Annotated in this window: 16 protein-coding genes; 12 read left to right on the forward strand and 4 right to left on the reverse strand. The window is 32.4% G+C overall.

All coding sequences use genetic code 11. The annotated features are described in order from the left end of the window. Nucleotides 1-148: 148 nt before the first annotated feature. The 5 genes from E2558_RS00640 to E2558_RS00660 all read left to right on the forward strand — a co-directional run bounded on the left by E2558_RS00640 (nucleotide 149) and on the right by E2558_RS00660 (nucleotide 6,148). Entirely contained in the window at nucleotides 149-1,111 is a 963-nt protein-coding gene (locus tag E2558_RS00640; protein ID WP_126565418.1) for an ABC transporter ATP-binding protein, read from the forward strand. Beyond that, nucleotides 1,108-2,622 carry an ABC transporter permease/substrate-binding protein gene (locus tag E2558_RS00645; RefSeq protein ID WP_126565081.1) on the forward strand — a complete coding sequence of 505 codons (1,515 nt, stop codon included), beginning with the start codon at nucleotides 1,108-1,110 and terminating at the stop codon, nucleotides 2,620-2,622. Before E2558_RS00640 ends, E2558_RS00645 begins: the two co-directional genes overlap by 4 nt. Nucleotides 2,623-2,791: 169 nt before the next feature. Further along, nucleotides 2,792-4,306, forward strand: coding sequence for a peptide MFS transporter (locus tag E2558_RS00650; RefSeq protein WP_126565082.1), 1,515 nt, complete (start codon nucleotides 2,792-2,794; stop codon nucleotides 4,304-4,306). A 126-nt stretch (nucleotides 4,307-4,432) separates the two neighbouring features. Then, nucleotides 4,433-5,488: a histidinol-phosphate transaminase gene (gene hisC / locus E2558_RS00655; protein ID WP_126565083.1), complete on the forward strand. Its 1,056-nt coding sequence runs from the start codon at nucleotides 4,433-4,435 to the stop codon at nucleotides 5,486-5,488. Between the two features lie 123 nt (nucleotides 5,489-5,611). Further along, nucleotides 5,612-6,148: a 5' nucleotidase, NT5C type gene (locus E2558_RS00660; RefSeq protein ID WP_126565084.1), complete on the forward strand. Its 537-nt coding sequence runs from the start codon at nucleotides 5,612-5,614 to the stop codon at nucleotides 6,146-6,148. 71 nt (nucleotides 6,149-6,219) lie between these two features. Here the strand turns inward: E2558_RS00660 and E2558_RS00665 are convergent, their stop codons facing one another. The 4 genes from E2558_RS00665 to E2558_RS00680 form a co-directional block, all read right to left on the reverse strand. After that, the gene (locus E2558_RS00665) at nucleotides 6,220-7,149 is read right to left on the reverse strand and encodes a diacylglycerol/lipid kinase family protein (protein ID WP_126565085.1); all 930 of its coding nucleotides are present in this window, start codon (nucleotides 7,147-7,149) and stop codon (nucleotides 6,220-6,222) included. Between the two features lie 176 nt (nucleotides 7,150-7,325). Beyond that, entirely contained in the window at nucleotides 7,326-8,831 is a 1,506-nt protein-coding gene (locus tag E2558_RS00670) for an S-Cys-Gly-3M3SH uptake peptide MFS transporter (RefSeq protein WP_126565086.1), read from the reverse strand. A 302-nt stretch (nucleotides 8,832-9,133) separates the two neighbouring features. Next, nucleotides 9,134-9,634 carry a preQ(1) synthase gene (gene queF, locus E2558_RS00675; RefSeq protein WP_126565087.1) on the reverse strand — a complete coding sequence of 167 codons (501 nt, stop codon included), beginning with the start codon at nucleotides 9,632-9,634 and terminating at the stop codon, nucleotides 9,134-9,136. A gap of 5 nt (nucleotides 9,635-9,639) precedes the next feature. Next, nucleotides 9,640-10,524 carry a DMT family transporter gene (locus E2558_RS00680; protein WP_126565088.1) on the reverse strand — a complete coding sequence of 295 codons (885 nt, stop codon included), beginning with the start codon at nucleotides 10,522-10,524 and terminating at the stop codon, nucleotides 9,640-9,642. A gap of 872 nt (nucleotides 10,525-11,396) precedes the next feature. Here E2558_RS00680 and nrdI point away from each other — a divergent pair. The 7 genes from nrdI (at nucleotide 11,397) to E2558_RS00715 (ending at nucleotide 19,072) form a co-directional block, all read left to right on the forward strand. Beyond that, nucleotides 11,397-11,795, forward strand: a complete 399-nt coding sequence (gene nrdI / locus E2558_RS00685) for a class Ib ribonucleoside-diphosphate reductase assembly flavoprotein NrdI (RefSeq protein WP_126565089.1) — start codon at nucleotides 11,397-11,399, stop codon at nucleotides 11,793-11,795. Continuing rightward, entirely contained in the window at nucleotides 11,758-13,863 is a 2,106-nt protein-coding gene (gene nrdE, locus E2558_RS00690) for a class 1b ribonucleoside-diphosphate reductase subunit alpha (protein WP_126565090.1), read from the forward strand. The genes nrdI and nrdE overlap by 38 nt, the downstream gene beginning before the upstream one ends. 138 nt (nucleotides 13,864-14,001) lie before the next feature. Continuing rightward, nucleotides 14,002-14,970, forward strand: coding sequence for a class 1b ribonucleoside-diphosphate reductase subunit beta (nrdF, locus tag E2558_RS00695; protein ID WP_126565091.1), 969 nt, complete (start codon nucleotides 14,002-14,004; stop codon nucleotides 14,968-14,970). Between the two features lie 250 nt (nucleotides 14,971-15,220). Next, nucleotides 15,221-16,189: an ABC transporter permease gene (locus tag E2558_RS00700; RefSeq protein WP_126565092.1), complete on the forward strand. Its 969-nt coding sequence runs from the start codon at nucleotides 15,221-15,223 to the stop codon at nucleotides 16,187-16,189. Further along, complete coding sequence (locus tag E2558_RS00705; protein WP_126565093.1) at nucleotides 16,179-17,138, forward strand: iron chelate uptake ABC transporter family permease subunit; 960 nt, start codon at nucleotides 16,179-16,181, stop codon at nucleotides 17,136-17,138. The genes E2558_RS00700 and E2558_RS00705 overlap by 11 nt, the downstream gene beginning before the upstream one ends. Next, nucleotides 17,135-17,914 carry an iron ABC transporter ATP-binding protein gene (locus tag E2558_RS00710; protein ID WP_126565094.1) on the forward strand — a complete coding sequence of 260 codons (780 nt, stop codon included), beginning with the start codon at nucleotides 17,135-17,137 and terminating at the stop codon, nucleotides 17,912-17,914. The genes E2558_RS00705 and E2558_RS00710 overlap by 4 nt, the downstream gene beginning before the upstream one ends. Nucleotides 17,915-18,034: 120 nt before the next feature. Beyond that, nucleotides 18,035-19,072: a ferrated catecholamine ABC transporter substrate-binding lipoprotein SstD gene (locus E2558_RS00715; RefSeq protein WP_126565095.1), complete on the forward strand. Its 1,038-nt coding sequence runs from the start codon at nucleotides 18,035-18,037 to the stop codon at nucleotides 19,070-19,072. Nucleotides 19,073-19,095: the final 23 nt, after the last annotated feature.

Genomic DNA, 19,095 nt, shown 5'->3' on the forward strand with positions numbered 1-19,095 from the left:
GATAAAGTGCTAAACCTTATTTTTTTGAATATAAAATTATTGTTAAAATTAATAAATCAATTAAATATGAATTTAGCATTAAACATGTTTTAATAGGGAATAAGTAATGCAAAAAGTCTGTCTAGGCAGTATAAATGAAGGTGACGAAATGATTGAATTTAAAGACGTAACTAAACGTTACGGAAGAAATATTGCTGTAGATAATGTGAGCTTTAAAATAAATGAGGGAGAATTTTTTGTACTGATTGGGCCTTCAGGTTGTGGTAAAACAACGACATTAAAAATGATCAATCGACTCATACCATTAAGCGAAGGTTATATTTATTTTAAAGATAAACCTATTAGTGATTATCCTGTATATGAAATGCGTTGGGATATAGGGTATGTGTTACAACAAATTGCCTTATTCCCGCATATGACAATAAAAGAGAATATTGCGCAAGTACCGCAAATGAAAAAATGGAAAGAAAATGATATTAACCAACGGGTTGATGAATTATTAAACATGGTGGGGTTAGAACCAGAGAAATATCGTGACCGTAAACCAGATGAACTTTCAGGTGGTCAACGCCAAAGGGTTGGTGTCGTACGCGCATTAGCAGCAGATCCGCCTGTTATTTTAATGGATGAACCATTTAGTGCGTTAGATCCTATTAGTCGCGAGAAATTGCAAGATGACTTAATCAAATTACAAACACAAATTAAGAAAACGATTGTCTTTGTTACCCATGATATTGAAGAAGCGATGAAATTAGGCGACCGAATTTGCTTGCTAAATAATGGTCATGTTGAACAAATCGATACACCAGAAGGTTTCCGCGCACATCCTAAAAATCAATTTGTTGAAGAATTCATGGGTCATCACTTACATCAAGATAAAGAGGAATTAATATTAAAAGATTTAAATATAACTGCGCCATTAACTGAAAACGGCGTACAACACGACTATCCAATCGTTCATAGCAACGTAAAACTACGTGATATTTATTCAACGTTAGCTCAACATGAAGCGGTCATTGTTGAAGATGCCGATACCTCAACTCAGTCATTGTTAAAACGTGAAGATATCTTTAAGTATTTATCTGAAACGGACAAGGAGGTTAAAGCATGAATGAATTATTCACGACACTAAGCGATCGCAAAGGTGAGTTGCTTAGGACGATTATTGAACATATTCAAATTTCATTTATTGCGCTATTTATAGCTATCCTTATTGCTGTGCCACTTGGCATTGCTTTAACGAAGACGAAGCGATTATCAGAAATTGTCATGAATATCGCTGCAGTATTACAGACGATTCCATCATTAGCATTATTAGGTTTAATGATACCTATCTTTGGTATTGGTAGAGTACCTGCGATTATTGCATTAGTTGTCTACGCATTATTGCCTATTTTAAGAAATACATATACTGGTATTCAAGAAGTAGATCCGTCACTTATAGAAGCAGCTAAAGGGATTGGCATGAAACCAATGCGTCGTCTAACGAAAGTGGAATTACCTATCGCTATGCCAGTCATCATGGCCGGAATTCGCACAGCGATGGTACTAATTATCGGTACTGCAACACTTGCTGCGCTAATTGGTGCTGGTGGTTTAGGGGATTTAATTTTATTAGGTATCGACCGAAATAATACATCTCTTATTTTAATAGGTGCCATTCCTGCAGCTTTACTTGCGATTATCTTTGATTTAGTACTTCGCTTTATGGAGAAGTTATCATATAAGAAATTGCTTATTACGATTGGTATTATCGTATTAATTATCTTGCTAGCTATTGTCGTACCACTTTTCGGGAAAAAGGGCGATAATATTACGTTGGCGGGTAAATTAGGTTCTGAACCGTCGATTATTACAAATATGTATAAAATACTGATTGAAGATGAAACTGACGATACTGTCGATGTTAAAGATGGCATGGGTAAAACGTCGTTCCTATTCAATGCGTTGAAATCAGATGATATTGACGGTTATTTAGAATTTACTGGAACTGTATTAGGTGAATTAACTAAAGAGGACCTTAAATCGAAAAAAGAAAATGCGGTTTACAATCAAGCAAAACAAAGTCTTGAGAAAAAATATGATATGACGATGTTGAAACCAATGAAATATAACAATACGTATGCTTTAGCAGTGAAGAAAGACTTTGCTAAAGAACATCATATTAAAACAATTGGTGATTTACAGAAAGTTGAAGATCAATTGAAACCAGGCTTTACGATGGAATTTAATGATCGTCCTGATGGTTACAAAGCCGTGGCGAAAGCGTATGACTTAAACTTATCTAATATTAAGAAGATGGAGCCTAAATTGCGATACACAGCCGTTGAGAAAGGTGATATTAACTTAATTGACGCGTATTCAACAGATGCTGAGTTAAAACAATATAATATGGTTGTGTTAGAAGATGATAAACATGTCTTCCCACCATATCAAGGCGCACCATTATTTAAAGAGAAATTCTTGAAAGAACATCCAGAAATTAAAAAACCGCTAAATAAATTGGCAGGTAAAATTTCAGATGAAGAAATGCAAGAAATGAATTATAAGGTAACTGTGAAGAATGAAGACCCTTATAAAGTAGCGAAACAATACCTACAAAAAGAAGGCTTAGTGAAATAATTATTTGTTGAGGAATGAAACAACAATCGGTTTTTGACGACTGATTGCACTGTTTCATTCCTTTTTTATATTCAGTAAATGATAACTTGAATTGTAATCTTGACTTAACTTCTTTACACTAGAGTTTAATACAAAAATATATAGATGTATTTATAAGGGGTGGGGGAAATTGAATACGAAAAACTATTCAAGACAAGAAATTGTTAATAGTGTGCCTCAAAAAGGATTTTTTGGGCATCCAAAAGGACTTAGTACGCTGTTCTTTACAGAGTTTTGGGAGCGCTTTAGTTATTATGGTATGAAAGCCATTTTAGCTTATTACTTATATTATTCTGTAAGTAAAGGTGGCTTTGGCTTACCACAAGGTACAGCCTTACAAATTGTGTCTTTATACGGGGCGTTGATTTATATGTCAGGCACAATCGGTGGATGGATAGCCGATAGAATAATTGGCACAAGACATGCGCTATTTTATGGCGGTATCTTAATCATGTTTGGTCATATTTTATTAACGATACCGGGTAATCTAACGGTCGTTATGATTGCATTATTACTATTAATTATCGGTACTGGATTGCTAAAGCCAAACATTTCTACAACAGTAGGAGAGTTGTATGATCATAATGATAAACGTCTAGATGCGGCTTTCACGATATTTTATATGGGGATTAACCTAGGTAGCTTTTTATCACCATTTGCGACAGGATACTTACAAACTCGATTTGGCTTCCATTTCGGTTTTGCGATAGCCGCAATCGGAATGTTTATAGGCCTAGTTATTTATTTAATCACTAATAAAAAGAATTTAGGTCTTGCAGGGGTAAGTGTACCTAATCCATTGCGTAAAGAAGAAATCAAAAGACTATCTATGATTACAGCAATTGCAGTTGTAGTATTCGCTATAGTATTGCTTATTTTACAATTAGTAGGTCACTTAAGTTTATCAAGCTTCAGTGTAATCGTGACGCTAATCGGTGTGTTATTGCCAATTGGTATTTTTGTTTATATGTTATCAAGTAATAAAACGCGTAAGGAAGAACGTACAAGAATTTATAGTTACATACCATTATTTATTACTTCTGTCGCTTTTTGGATGATTCAAGAGCAAGGTTCAACGATTTTAGCTAACTTTGCTGACCAAAAAACAGAATTAAGTTTAAATAAATTAACGCATGGTTTAATTGATTTCCATATTCCAGCAGCATGGTTTCAGTCTATTAATCCTATTTTTATTATCTTTTTAGCACCTGTATTTGCGAATGTATGGACGAAGCTAGGTAAACGCAATCCAAGTACAGTTTATAAATTTGCAGCTGGCGCTATCTTTGCAGGTATTTCATATTTAGTAATGATTATTCCGTTAAGTAGTCATGCACATTTAATACATCCAATTTGGCTTGTGTTAAGTTTCTTCTTGATTTCGATTGGAGAGCTTTGTATTTCACCGGTAGGTTTATCTGTGACATCGAAATTAGCACCTGCGAAATTTTCAGCTCAAATGATGGCATTGTGGATGTTAAGTAATGCGACAGCCCAAAGTCTTAACAGTCAAATTGTGGTGTTATTTAAGATGATTAGTGAGAAAGAATTCTTCTTATATTCTGGATTATTTACGTTAATTATTGGCGTTGTTTTAATTGTGATTTCACCAATGGTTAAGAAAGCGATGGGCGACGTGCAATAATATAGTTTTATTACTTTATTTTTTGAAAAGGATAATAAAGTGTTGGGCCTCCATTTTCAAAAAAGAAGAATAAATAGTGTATAATTTAAATAAATGTTTATATTTAAGACAAAGGAGTGGTTGTACATGAAACAACAATTGAATCAACTATCAGCATATCAACCGGGCTTGTCACCGCAAGCGCTTAAAGAAAAACATGGGGTTGAAGGCGAACTTTATAAGTTGGCTTCTAACGAGAATTTGTATGGGCCATCGCCTAAAGTGAAAGAGGCCATTCAAGCACAGTTAGATGAATTATACTATTATCCAGAAACAGGCTCACCTGCATTACGTCAAGCGATTAGTGCGCATTTAAATGTAGATGCTTCAAGAATTCTATTTGGCGCTGGGCTAGATGAAGTGATATTAATGATTTCACGTGCAGTTCTATCACCAGGGGATAAAATCGTGACGAGTGAAGGGACGTTTGGACAATACTATCATAATGCGATTGTCGAATCGGCGGAAGTCGTGCAAGTGCCATTAAAGAATGGTGGCTTTGATTTAGAAGGGATTCTAAAAGAAGTGGATGACGATACGGCGTTAGTATGGGTATGTAACCCTAATAATCCTACGGGCACGTATTTCAGTCATGAGGAATTAGAACATTTCTTAGAACGAGTGCCTAGTCATGTACCTGTACTGATTGATGAAGCATATTTTGAATTTGTAACGGCGGAAGATTATCCTGACACATTGAAGTTACAAGAACGTTTTGATAATGCGTTTTTACTTAGAACATTTTCAAAGGCTTATGGATTAGCAGGATTACGTATTGGCTATGTCGTTGCGACCAATGAGGCCATTGAAAAGTGGAACATCATTCGTCCACCATTTAATGTGACACGACTTTCAGAATATGCGGCTATTGCAGCATTAGAGGATCAAGCGTATTTGAAAGAAGTGACAGCTAAAAATGCGGTAGAACGTCAAAAATTCTATGGCATTCCACAAAGTGAACATTTCTTACCAAGTCAAACTAACTTTGTCTTTGTTGTAACGGATAAACCTCAAGCATTGTATGAGGCATTGTTACAAGTCGGATGTATTACGCGTCCATTCCCAACTGGCGTGCGTATTACAATTGGCTTCCCTGAACAAAATGACAAAATGATTGAAGTATTGAAACACTTTGACTATTAAGAATTTGGATAATCTGTATCGAGTGCACCGTCAAGTAAGTGTTCAAATTTTGAATTCTGTTCTGACCTTAAAATTTTTGCTATACTTTAACGGTATATAGGTAATGATTAAGGGAGAGATTAGATGTCTAGAAAATCTATAGCAATTGATATGGATGAAGTATTGGCTGATACATTAGGTGCGATTATTGAAGCAGTTAATGTTAAAACAGAATTAGGCATTACTGTGGAATCATTAAATGGACAGAAATTGAAGCATGTTATTCCTGAACATGATGGTTTAGTGCGTGACATTTTACGTGCACCAGGTTTCTTTAGAAATTTACAAGTGATGCCACACGCACAAGAAGTTGTTGAGAAACTGACGGAGAAGTATGATGTCTATATCGCGACTGCTGCGATGGATGTGCCAACTTCATTTCATGACAAGTATGAGTGGTTACTTGAATTCTTCCCATTCTTAGATCCACAACAGTTTGTATTCTGTGGCCGTAAGAATGTAGTGAAAACAGATTATTTAATAGATGATAATCCTCGTCAGCTCCAAATATTCGAGGGTGAACCAATTATCTTTACTGCTTCTCATAATACTAACGAAGACCGTTTTAAACGTGTGAATGGCTGGAAAGATGTGGAAGCATTTTTCCTAGGAGAAGAATAAAAACAGCGATTAAGGTATGCAACAATGCAAGACATTGTAGGCTACCTTAATCGCTGTTTATTTTTAATCAGTTATTTGTTATTTTCATCGTCAGAGCAAGTAAGAATTTGAAGTGCTTGAGGCAATACATCGATTTCAATAGGAGTTTCTAAATTAATTTCTCCATCGATATCAACTTTCATTGTAGGTTCCGTTGATAAAGTGATATGAGAGCCTGGAATATGATCGATACCTTGCGTAATTTCATTCCAAGTCATACTATCTCTTTTCTTAAAGACATCATTTAGGATGCTAAAGCTTTGTTTATCGAATATGAAGCTATTTACTTTCCCATCTTGAGGAGAAAGGTCTGTCAGTGGAATACGTCCGCCTCCAATATTAGGTCCATTGGCAATAACAAGCATAGAAGTATTACCAGTATGTTCTTCTCCATCCACCGTTAACTTAAAGTCAAAATGTTCGGGATTCATTAGTGTTTTAACTGTTGAACCAATATAGCTTAATTTGCCAAAGATATCTTTACGGCCTTCTTGAACATTTTCGGCATTTTGCACGATTAAGCCTAATCCAACAAAGTTTAGTACGTACGTGCCATTCACTTTCATGACATCATATGTTTCAAGATGAGCATCAACTAATTGTTCACTCGCTTTTTCATAATCAGCATCTAGATTTAATGTTTTAGTGAAGTCATTAAATGTGCCTCCAGGGATGATACCCATTGGAATATTAAGGTCATTAGCCATCACACCATTGACCAGTTCATTCACCGTGCCATCTCCACCTAATATAAATACAATATCTACATCATCGCTATAAGCATGTGTTTTAATTTGTTCGCAATATTTAATAATATCGCCTTCGTTTTCACTTAATTGAATAGATAAGTGTTTACAAAGTTTAGTTAGAGATTTCGTTACTGCTCCTAAACCTTCGTATATATCTTTTAGGCCACTATGTTCATGGTAGAATAGTACGCCATGATTAAATTTTTGAGTCATATAAATGCCTACTTTCGTCTTAAAACTTCAATTATATACTAATACCCTAATTATATATATGCTAATTACATCTTTTGAAAATGAAGAAAAGTAATTCATATATAAAAGAAGGTTGAAACACATCTCTTGTTTCAACCTCACGAATAACTAATTTAATTTTACTGCAATAAATTGAATTAATGAATACCTTTCATCGCTTTAGAAATCTTAGGTGTGAAGGCTAGAATAATAATTGTAATCACAATAGCTACAGTACCTAAGAAAATAAAGTAGTTTGTTTGACCTAAAGGTTCAATTAATTTAACTAATGTACCGTTAAGTGCTTGTGCTGATGCATTTGTTAATAACCAAATACTCATCATTTGAGCGTTAAACGCTTTAGGGGCTAATTTAACGGCAGCACTATTACCAGTAGGTGATAAGCATAGTTCGCCGACTACACATACAACATATGATAGAATAACCCAGTTTACTGAGAAGTGAGTATTACCATAGCTCATACCAATAACACCCATTAAGATGTATGAAGCACCGGCTAATAATGTACCAATACCAAATTTAACTGGTAGACTAGGTTGGCGTTTACCCATTTTCAACCAAATTGTTGAAATAACTGGTGCAAATAATAAGATGAAGAGTGGGTTAATTGATTGGAACCAAGCTTCACCGAATTTTGTTTTCCAGCCAAATAAGTTCATTTGCATATCAGAACGTTCTAAACCATATATGTTTAACACGTTAGATCCTTGTTCTTGAATTGCCCAGAACAACATACCTAAGATAAATAATGGAATGAACGCTTTAACACGAGAACGTTCTACATCTGTAACGTCTTTACTGCGAATCATTGTTGTGAAGTAGATGATTGGTAATGCAATACCAAGTACAAGTACTGTATTACTGATTAAATCGAATGTTAATGTTTGAGTAAAGTATGTAACTAATAATATGATGACGATAATTGCTACAACGATACCAACGATTAAGCCGTATTTTCTTTTTTCTTCTGCTGATAGTGGGTTAGTTGGTTTCATACCCACTGTACCTAAATTTTTTCTATTGAAAAGCATGTACCATACTAAACCTAGTGCCATACCAATGGCTGCAATTAAGAATCCAGCATGGAAGTTTTTGATATCAATAAAATGTTGAAGTACGATAGGTGAAATTAATGCACCTAAGTTAACTGACATATAGAAGATAACAAAACCTGCATCCATACGTGTGTCATTTTCAGGGTATAAACGACCAACAATATTTGAAATATTAGGTTTCATTAAACCTGAACCAATAATGATAAAGAACATTGAAGAGAATAAGCCAAACATTGCGAATGGTAAGCTTAAACAAATATGTCCAATGATAATTAATACAGCACCAATCAATGTGGCACCACGTGTTCCTGTAAGTCTATCCGCAATCCATGCCCCTGGAATCGAAGACATATAAATAAGTGCGCCGTAAACAGACATAATAGACATAGCAGTCGTTTGATCTATACCTAATCCGCCATCTTTAAGTGCGAAATACATGTAGAAAATAAGCATTGCACGCATGCCATAGTAACTAAATCTTTCCCAAAATTCTACAAAGAAAAGTACGCCTAATCCTCTAGGGTGACCGAAGAATCCTTTCTGAGGTATGCTTTGAACTGCTTGTTCATGGGAAGTGTTTGTTGCCATAAGTATCCCAATCCTTTCTTTCCCTTAATGACTAAAATTTTTCTAAATAATATATATAATATCGAATAGAATTTCTTAAAAAATAAAAATTTTTAGAATTTTCAGTCAATTAATTGATACTAAATAAAATATTAAGAATAAGTTTTCTCAACGTGAATAGTCTTATTCTTATAGAATTTTAAATGATATTAATAAAATACGCTTTAATTCACTAATAGGCAATAGTAAATTTAAAGAAAATGTCTCAAAAATAAAAAAATTCCACTAAATTGTCGAACAATTTAGTGGAAGATTTACAAAATTTAACGATTATCTACTTTTTCAGGATACATATCGTGATTCATTAAACGATGTTCCGCCATTTTTTCATATTTCGAATTTGGGCGACCATAGTTTGTATATGGATCGATTGAAATACCACCACGTGGAGTGAATTTGCCCCATACTTCAATATAGTGCGGATCCATTAATTCGATTAAATCATTCATAATAATATTCATACAATCTTCGTGGAAATCTCCGTGATTTCTGAAACTAAATAAATATAATTTTAATGATTTAGACTCTACCATTTTTACATTTGGAATATATGAAATATAAATCGTAGCAAAATCTGGTTGTCCTGTGATAGGACATAATGATGTGAATTCTGGACAATTGAATTTTACGAAGTAGTCACGTCCTTGATGTTTGTTATCAAATGTTTCAAGCACTTCTGGTGTATAGTCAAATTCATATTTATTATTTTGATTACCTAATAATGTAATGTCTTGTAATTCATCTTTTTGACGTCCTTTAGTCAAATGACTCACTCCTTAGTATTAGTTTGTTGCTCAGGTAAAACCTTTTGGCGACGCGCCTTTTCAAACATATAGTAGCTAGCACCGATAATAATGACATAACCAATAACAGCGTAAAAGTCTGGTGTTTCTCCAAAAAGAATAAAACCGAATAATGCTGTAAAGATAATGGAAGCATAAGTAAAAATTGAAATATCTTTTGCAGGAGCGAAACTATACGCTAATGTTATTCCGATTTGACCAACTGCTGCAGAAAGGCCAGCACCTAAAAGGTAAACCATTTGTATAGTCGTCATAGGCTCAAACGTTGCAATTGAAAATGGAATTAATACAACTACTGAAAATAGTGAAAAATAAAACACAATAGTATATGGTGCTTCTCTAGTACTTAATGCTCGGACACAAGTGTATGCAGATGCTGCAAAAATACCTGAAAATAGGCCAGCTAGTGACGTAATCATTGTAGATGAAAATTCAGGTTTAACTATAAACAACATACCAAAAATAGCTACAATCATTGCGACAATTTGATACTTGCGAACCTTTTCATTTAGAAAAATTAAACTTAATAATATCGTCCAAAAAGGATTCAGTTTCATTAATGTATCTGCATCACTTAGCACCATGTGATCAATGGCAAAAATATTTAATAAAACGCCAATGAGTCCTAATGTTGAACGAGAAATTAGAAGAGGTTGACTACTTAGCTTACCGAACATTGGCTGTTTATATTTAAAAATAAAAAATAATGGAATAAACATTGCTACAAAATTTCTAGCTAAAGATTTTTGAAAGACTGGTAAATCTCCTGCCAGTCTAAAAAATACTGACATGAAACTAAAACCAACTGCAGAAATTAAAATAGCAATAATTCCTTTAACTTTTGGATTCAAGGTTTATCGCCTCATTTATTTAAAAATTAACGTATATATAGTAGCATAATTCTTTTAAAATTGCATAAGCACTTGCAAACGTTATAAGAGCATAATATAATGAAAACACGAACATATGTTCTTTTTGTAGAAATAAGATATCATTCTGCTCTAAATTTATATGTTTCATTCGTGTTTTTAGTTTTAATGATTGAGAATTTGTGAAGTATTGCGCAAAATTTGTTGTATACATTAAAATTTCATTCTCAAGAACGTTGATAACTCAATGTTTAAAATTATCGATAAAAAATCAAGCGAAAACCCTCAGAAAATGAAAATAAAAATTTTTACTGAATTTAAGTTGGTGTAATGCACTTTGAAACGTTTTCCCGAACTTTTGTCACTAAATCTTGGCTTTTAATTACTAATGCGATTCGGTATAATGAAACACAGAATATAGTATTGATTTTAGAAATCAAACACAACATGTTGTGTTTGAAGAAAATAAAAGCATTATATGAATTGTTCATTTTAATAGAAATATCACACTGTTTTATGTGCTTTTTCTTGAAAAATCATACTATAAATCCGTACGAGCGAAATAAAATCATTATAAAGATGATTGAGTTTAAACACAATATGTAGTGGTTAAACAATGAAAGTCAGATTTGACTACTAAATCATTAACTTAAAAGAAAAGTGGAACTCGTAAAATATATTTAGTTGTTGTTTACGATAAGTTTCTTATACATAATAAGAAATTTTGAGTTTATCAACTTAGTAATTTAAAATGGAAAGACTGAAAAGATTTATTTGCAGTCTGAAGTTTTCTTATTTATTTAAGAGAACTTCTTTTTAATTCATTATCTAGATTGACGAAAGAGGGTGTTCCAATGAAAGTAGTTTATTTCTCATTTTCTGGAAATGTACGACGATTTATTAAACGTAGTGAACTTACAGATGTAATGGAAATAACTAAAGAGAATTGTAAGGACAATATTGAAGAGCCTTATATTTTAGTTACTGGAACAATTGGATTTGGGGAAGTACCTCAAGAAGTACAGTCATTTTTAGAAGTAAATCATCACTATTTACGTGCAGTTGCTGCCAGTGGTAATCGTAATTGGGGACAGAACTTCGCCAAAGCAGGACGCACAATTTCGGAATCTTACGATGTACCTTTGTTAATGAAATTTGAAGTACAAGGCACAAATAAAGATGTTATTGAATTTAAAGATAAGGTGGGGCATTTCAATGAAAATTATGGACGAGAAAAAGTACAATCATATTGAGCTAAATAATGAAGTGACAAAACGTAAAGATAATGGTTTCTTTGATTTAGAAAAAGATCAAGAAGCATTAAAAGTATATTTAGAAGAAATTCACGATAAAACAATATACTTTGATAGTGAAATAGAGCGTTTGCATTATTTAGTAGACAATAATTTTTATTTTAATGTCTTTGAACAATATAGCGAAGAAGATTTAGTAGAAATTACTGAATTTGCTAAGTCGATTAATTTCGAATTTGCTAGTTACATGTCAGCAAGCAAATTCTATAAAGACTATGCACTTAAAACAAATGATAAATCTCAATACTTAGAAGATTATAATCAACACGTTGCTATTGTTGCCTTATATTTAGCTGCAGGCAACAAACAACAAGCTAAACAATTTATTTTAGCGATGATTGAACAACGCTATCAACCAGCTACACCTACTTTCTTAAATGCTGGACGTGCTCGTCGTGGTGAATTGGTTTCATGTTTCTTATTAGAAGTCGATGATAGTTTAAATTCAATTAACTTTATCGATTCAACTGCTAAACAATTAAGTAAGATTGGTGGCGGTGTAGCAATCAACTTATCTAAATTACGTGCACGTGGTGAAGCCATTAAAGGTATTAAAGGCGTTGCTAAAGGTGTATTACCAGTTGCTAAAGCATTAGAAGGTGGCTTTAGCTATGCCGACCAATTAGGCCAACGTCCTGGAGCAGGTGCAGTTTACTTAAACATCTTCCATTACGATGTGGAGGAATTCTTAGATACTAAAAAAGTAAATGCAGATGAAGATTTACGTTTATCTACAATTTCAACTGGCTTAATCGTACCATCTAAATTCTTTGATCTTGCTAAAGAAGGTAAAGAGTTCTATATGTTCGCACCACATACTGTAAAACAAGAATATGGTGTGACGCTTGATGATATTGATTTAGAGAAATATTACGATGAGATGGTAGCTAATCCTAATATCGTTAAAAAGAAAAAAGATGCGCGTGAAATGTTAAATATGATTGCTCAAACACAATTACAATCTGGTTATCCATATCTAATGTTTAAAGACAATGCTAATAAAGTGCATGCTAACTCAAACATCGGTCAAATTAAAATGAGTAATCTATGTACGGAAATCTTCCAATTACAAGAAACTTCAGTTATCAATGACTATGGTATTGAAGATGAAATTAAACGTGATATTTCATGTAACTTAGGTTCATTAAATATTGTAAACGTAATGGAAACAGGTAAATTTAGAGATTCTGTACACACAGGTATGGATGCTTTAACAGTAGTTAGTGATGAAGCGAATATCCAAAATGCACCAGGTGTAAGAAAAGCTAATAGTGAATTACATTCAGTTGGTTTAGGTGTAATGAATTTACATGGTTATTTAGCTAAAAATAAAATTGGTTATGAATCTGAAGAAGCAAAAGATTTCGCCAATGTTTTCTTTATGATGATGAATTATTATTCTATTGAGCGATCAATGGAAATCGCTAAAGAACGCGGAGAATCATACCAGGATTTTGATAAATCAGATTATGCGAGTGGTAAATATTTCGATTTCTACACTAAAGAAGATATCACGCCTCAATTTGAGAAAGTACAACGCTTGTTTGAAGATTTAGATATTCCTACTGCTTCAGACTGGAAAGCATTAAAAGAACAAGTACAACAATACGGTTTATATCATGCTTATAGACTTGCTATTGCACCAACACAAAGTATTTCATATGTGCAAAATGCTACAAGCTCTGTAATGCCAATCGTTGATCAAATTGAACGACGTACTTATGGTAATGCTGAAACATTTTATCCAATGCCATTCCTATCACCAGAAACAATGTGGTACTATAAATCAGCATTCAATACTGACCAAATGAAATTAATCGATTTAATCGCTACAATTCAAACACACGTAGACCAAGGAATTTCAACTATCTTATATGTTAATTCTGAAATTTCAACACGTGAATTATCTAGATTATATGTTTATGCACATCACAAAGGTCTTAAATCTCTATACTACACTCGTAATAAATTATTAAGTGTAGAAGAATGTACAAGTTGTGCAATTTAATCAACAGTTCAATAACTAGATATTGATTATATAGATAAAGAGGAGAAGGTATAAGTATCTCATGTTCTAGAAAATTTGTACCTTTTCCTCTTAAAAATGTAATTTAGCTATGTGATATAAAAGAGGAGGATTTATTAAATGAAGGCCGTCAATTGGAATACTCAAGAAGATATGACGAACATGTTTTGGCGTCAAAATATCTCACAAATGTGGGTGGAAACTGAATTTAAGGTATCAAAAGATATTGCGAGTTGGAAGACACTAACAGAAGATGAAAAGAATACATTTAAGCGTGCATTGGCAGGATTAACAGGTTTGGATACACATCAAGCAGATGATGGTATGCCATTAATCATGTTACATACAACAGATTTGCGTAAAAAAGCGGTATATTCATTCATGGCAATGATGGAACAAATTCACGCTAAAAGTTATTCACATATCTTTACAACGTTACTTCCATCTAGTGAAACAAACTATTTATTAGATACTTGGGTAATTGAAGAGCCTCATTTAAAATATAAATCTGACAAAATTATCGAGAATTATCATAAATTATGGGGCAAAGAAGCATCTATTTATGATCAATATATCGCAAGAGTTTCAAGTGTTTTCTTAGAAACATTTTTATTCTACTCTGGCTTCTATTATCCTTTATATCTTGCGGGACAGGGTAAAATGACTACTTCTGGTGAGATTATCAGAAAGATTTTATTAGATGAATCTATTCACGGTGTTTTCACTGGTCTAGATGCTCAAAGTTTACGAAATGAACTTTCTGAGAATGAAAAACAAAGAGCCGATAAAGAAATGTATAAACTGTTAGATGACTTATATAATAATGAAGTATCTTATACACATATGTTATATGATGATATCGGTTTAAGTGAAGATGTGCTTAACTATGTGCAATATAATGGGAATAAAGCTTTATCTAATCTCGGCTTTGATCCTTATTTTGAGGAAAAAGAATTTAACCCAATTATTGAAAATGCCTTAGATACATCTACTAAAAACCATGATTTCTTCTCAGTTAAAGGTGATGGCTACACATTAGCGTTAAATGTAGAAGCATTACAAGATGAGGATTTCATTTTTGATAATTAATAAGCATAATATGAAGCGATTTCGATTTTAATATATCGAAGTCGCTTTTTTAGTATAGGAAAACGTTATTAATAAAAATATTAGCGATTAAATAGAGTATGCTATAAAAGTTTTTGCGTAACAAATTAAAAATTAAGAAAAGCTATTGAAATTAATTCTCACTATCTTTAATATTAGTATTAATGATAATCATTATCATCCACATAATAATAAATGATTTTCTATACATATTTAGTAAGGGGAATAGCTAATGAAATTTTTATTTAAGGGATATATTTTACTTATTTTATTAGTGGTTTTAACTATTGTCTCCTTATTTGTAGGAGTGAGTCAGCTCTCTCTCACAGATATTTTCCATTTAAATGATGAACAAAAGAACATCTTGGTTTCAAGTCGAATTCCTCGAACAGTTAGTATCCTTCTTTCAGGAAGCTCACTTGCTTTAGCAGGTTTAATTATGCAACAGATGATGCAAAACAAATTTGTAAGTCCTACCACGGCTGGAACGATGGAATGGGCGAAATTAGGTATTTTAATTTCACTCATCTTTTTCCCAAGTGGTCATATTTTAATTAAATTGTTATTTGCAGTTGCTTTAAGTTTAATAGGAACATTTTTATTTGTTCGATTAATTAATTTTATTCGAGTTAAAGAAGTCATTTTTGTTCCACTTTTAGGTATTATGGTTGGCGGCATTGTATCAAGTTTTACTACATTTATAGCTTTAAGAACGAATGCATTACAAAGTATAGGAAACTGGCTAACTGGTAACTTTGCGATTATAACAAGTGGCCGTTATGAGGTTCTATATCTTACAGTGCCTTTACTTATTTTAGCTTTTATTTTTGCTAATCATTTTACTATTGCAGGTATGGGAAAAGACTTTAGTCATAATTTAGGGGTAAGTTATGAAAAAATCATTAATATCGCTTTATTTATTACCGCAACCTTAACAGCTTTAGTTGTAGTAACAGTAGGGACTTTACCATTTTTAGGGTTAATTGTACCAAATATTATCTCTATTTATAGAGGTGATCATTTGAAAAACGCATTGCCACATACGCTTATGTTAGGTGCGATTTTTGTTTTAATTGCTGATATCATCGGAAGATTGATTGTTTATCCTTATGAAATTAATATCGGTTTAACGATAGGTGTATTTGGCACAATTATTTTCCTAATCTTGCTAATGAAAGGTAGGAAAAATTATGCAAATTAGTTCTAACAAAAAAATAGTCATATTAACTGTTATAGCGATTTGTATGGCAATTTTTTACTTATTGGTAGGTTTAGATTTCGAAATATTTGAATATCAATTTCAAAGTCGGTTGAAAAAATTTATTTTAATTTTATTAGTTGGTGGAGCGATAGGAACATCAGTGGTTATCTTCCAAGCCATCACTACTAATAGATTGTTAACACCTTCCATTATGGGGCTTGATTCAGTATATCTATTTGTTAAAGTATTGCCAGTCTTTTTATTAAGTGAACAAGCCACTATTGTTACTAATGTTTATTTAAATTTTTTAATTACCTTGGTTGCGATGGTTTTATTTTCATTATTGTTATTTCAAGGAATATTTAAGCTCGGTAACTTTTCAGTTTATTTCATCTTATTAGTAGGTGTGATACTGGGAACGTTTTTCCGTAGTATCACGAGTTTTCTTCAACTCATAATGAATCCAGACTCTTTCCTCGCAGTTCAAAGTGCGATGTTTGCTAGTTTTGAAGCAGCCAATTCTAATTTGGTCGTAGTATCAGGAATTTTATTAATTATTTTAATTATCATTACTATTATACTTCGCCCATATTTAGACGTGCTTTTATTAGGTAAGGCGCAAGCAATTAATTTAGGTGTTTCTTATGATAAGATGACACGTATTTTACTCATTATGGTGGCTTTACTTGTATCTATCTCGACTGCATTAATAGGACCTGTAACATTCCTTGGTTTATTAACAGTTAATTTAGCACATGAATTTATGAAAACGTATGAACATAAATATATTTTACCAGCGACGATTTTATTTAGTTGGATTAGTTTATTTATAGCGCAATGGGTAGTTGAAAATCTGTTCGAAGCTACCTCAGAATTCAGTTTAATTGTGGACTTAGTCGGTGGTAGTTACTTTATTTACTTACTGGTTAAAAGGAGAAGTGCAAATTGATTCAAATTCAAAATCTCGATAAATCAATACAAAATAAGCCTATTTTAAAAGATATTAACGTTGATATTAAAAAAGGAAGACTTACTTCTTTAATAGGGCCTAATGGTGCTGGAAAGAGTACGTTATTGTCTGCAATCAGTCGTTTATTTGAGTATGAAAAAGGGACGATTACAATAGAAGACAAGTCTGTCTTAGATTATAAAAGTGACGATTTAGCCAAGAAGTTAAGTATTTTAAAACAAACAAATCATACTGAAATGAATATTACTGTTGAACAATTAGTTAATTTCGGTCGCTTTCCATATTCTAAAGGCCGAATGAAAAAAGAAGACTATGAAAAAGTTGAATATGCTTTAGATCTTTTACAACTTAAAGAAATCAGAGATAGAAACATAAAAACTTTATCAGGGGGACAACGTCAACGTGCTTATATTGCTATGACGATTGCACAGGATACAGATTATATCCTACTTGATGAACCGTTAAATAATTTAGATATGAAGCATTCGGTACAAATCATGCAAACACTACGCGCATTATGTCGCGAACTAGATAAGACAATTATTATAGTACTACATGATATTAACTTTGCGTCTTGCTACTCAGATGATATTATCGCGCTTAAAGATGGGGAAATTATTAAAGCAGATACTAAAGATAATGTTATTCAATCAGATATTCTAAAAGAATTATACGAAATGGATGTTCATATAGAAGAGATAAGAGGACAACGTATTTGTCTATATTATGATGAAGTAACATTCGATTCAATTTAATAAGTAAAGTTTAACCTCAATATTTAAAGGGGTGATGCGATCGAAGACGTTAAATCAGAGAGAAGTCTATAGATAACTCAGCATTAAGGTTAAATTTTATGAAGGAGTCGTATTGTATAAATGAAAAAAACAGTCTTATTTTTATTATTATCATTAGTTTTAGTTTTATCTGCTTGTAGTAATGGATCAAAAAATAATGATTCCAATTCTAAGAGTGAGAATAATGACTCAAAAGAAACAGTAACAATCAAAAATAACTTTGAAGCAAGCGGTAAAGAAGAAGACGGTAGTGATGCGAAAAAAGTATCTAATACTGTTAAAGTTCCTAAAAATCCTAAAAACGCTGTCGTATTAGATTATGGCGCACTAGATGTATTAAAAGAGATGGGTGTAGCAGATAAAGTTAAAGGCTTACCTAAAGGTGAAAACAATCAGTCTTTACCTAAATTCTTAGATGAATTTAAAGATGATAAGTACATAAATACAGGTAATTTAAAAGAGGTTAATTTTGATAAAATTGCAGAGGCGAAACCTGAAGTTATCTTTATTTCTGGAAGAACAGCTAATCAAAAAAATCTAGATGAATTCAAAAAAGCTGCACCAAACGCTAAAATTGTCTATGTTGGTACAGAAGACAAAAATTTAGTTGACGATATGAAGAAAAATACAGAGAACTTAGGAAAAATCTATGATAAAGAAGATAAAGCAAAAGAAATTAACAAAGATTTAGATGAGAAAATCTCTGAGATGAAAGACAAAACTAAAGACTTTAATAAAAAAGTAATGTATTTATTAGTAAATGAAGGTGAATTATCTACTTACGGACCAAATGGACGTTTTGGTGATTTAGTATTTAATACATTAGGATTTAAACCAGCTGATAAAAATGTAAGCGATAGTCCACACGGTCAAAATGTTAATAATGAATATATCACTAAACAAAATCCAGATGTTATTTTAGCAATGGACCGTGGTTCAGTTGTTGGTGGCAAATCAACTACTAAACAAGTCTTAAAAAATAATGTCATTAAGAATGTGAACGCTATTAAAAATAATGAAGTATATGAATTAGATCCTAAATTATGGTACTTCGCTTCAGGTTCTTCAACAACAACTGTTAAACAAATTGAAGAATTAGAAAAAGTAGTGGATAAATAATACTAGTTAGAAGAGGCTTCGTC

This window comes from Staphylococcus pragensis (assembly GCF_004785665.1).
GTDB classification, from domain to species: Bacteria; Bacillota; Bacilli; order Staphylococcales; family Staphylococcaceae; genus Staphylococcus; species Staphylococcus pragensis.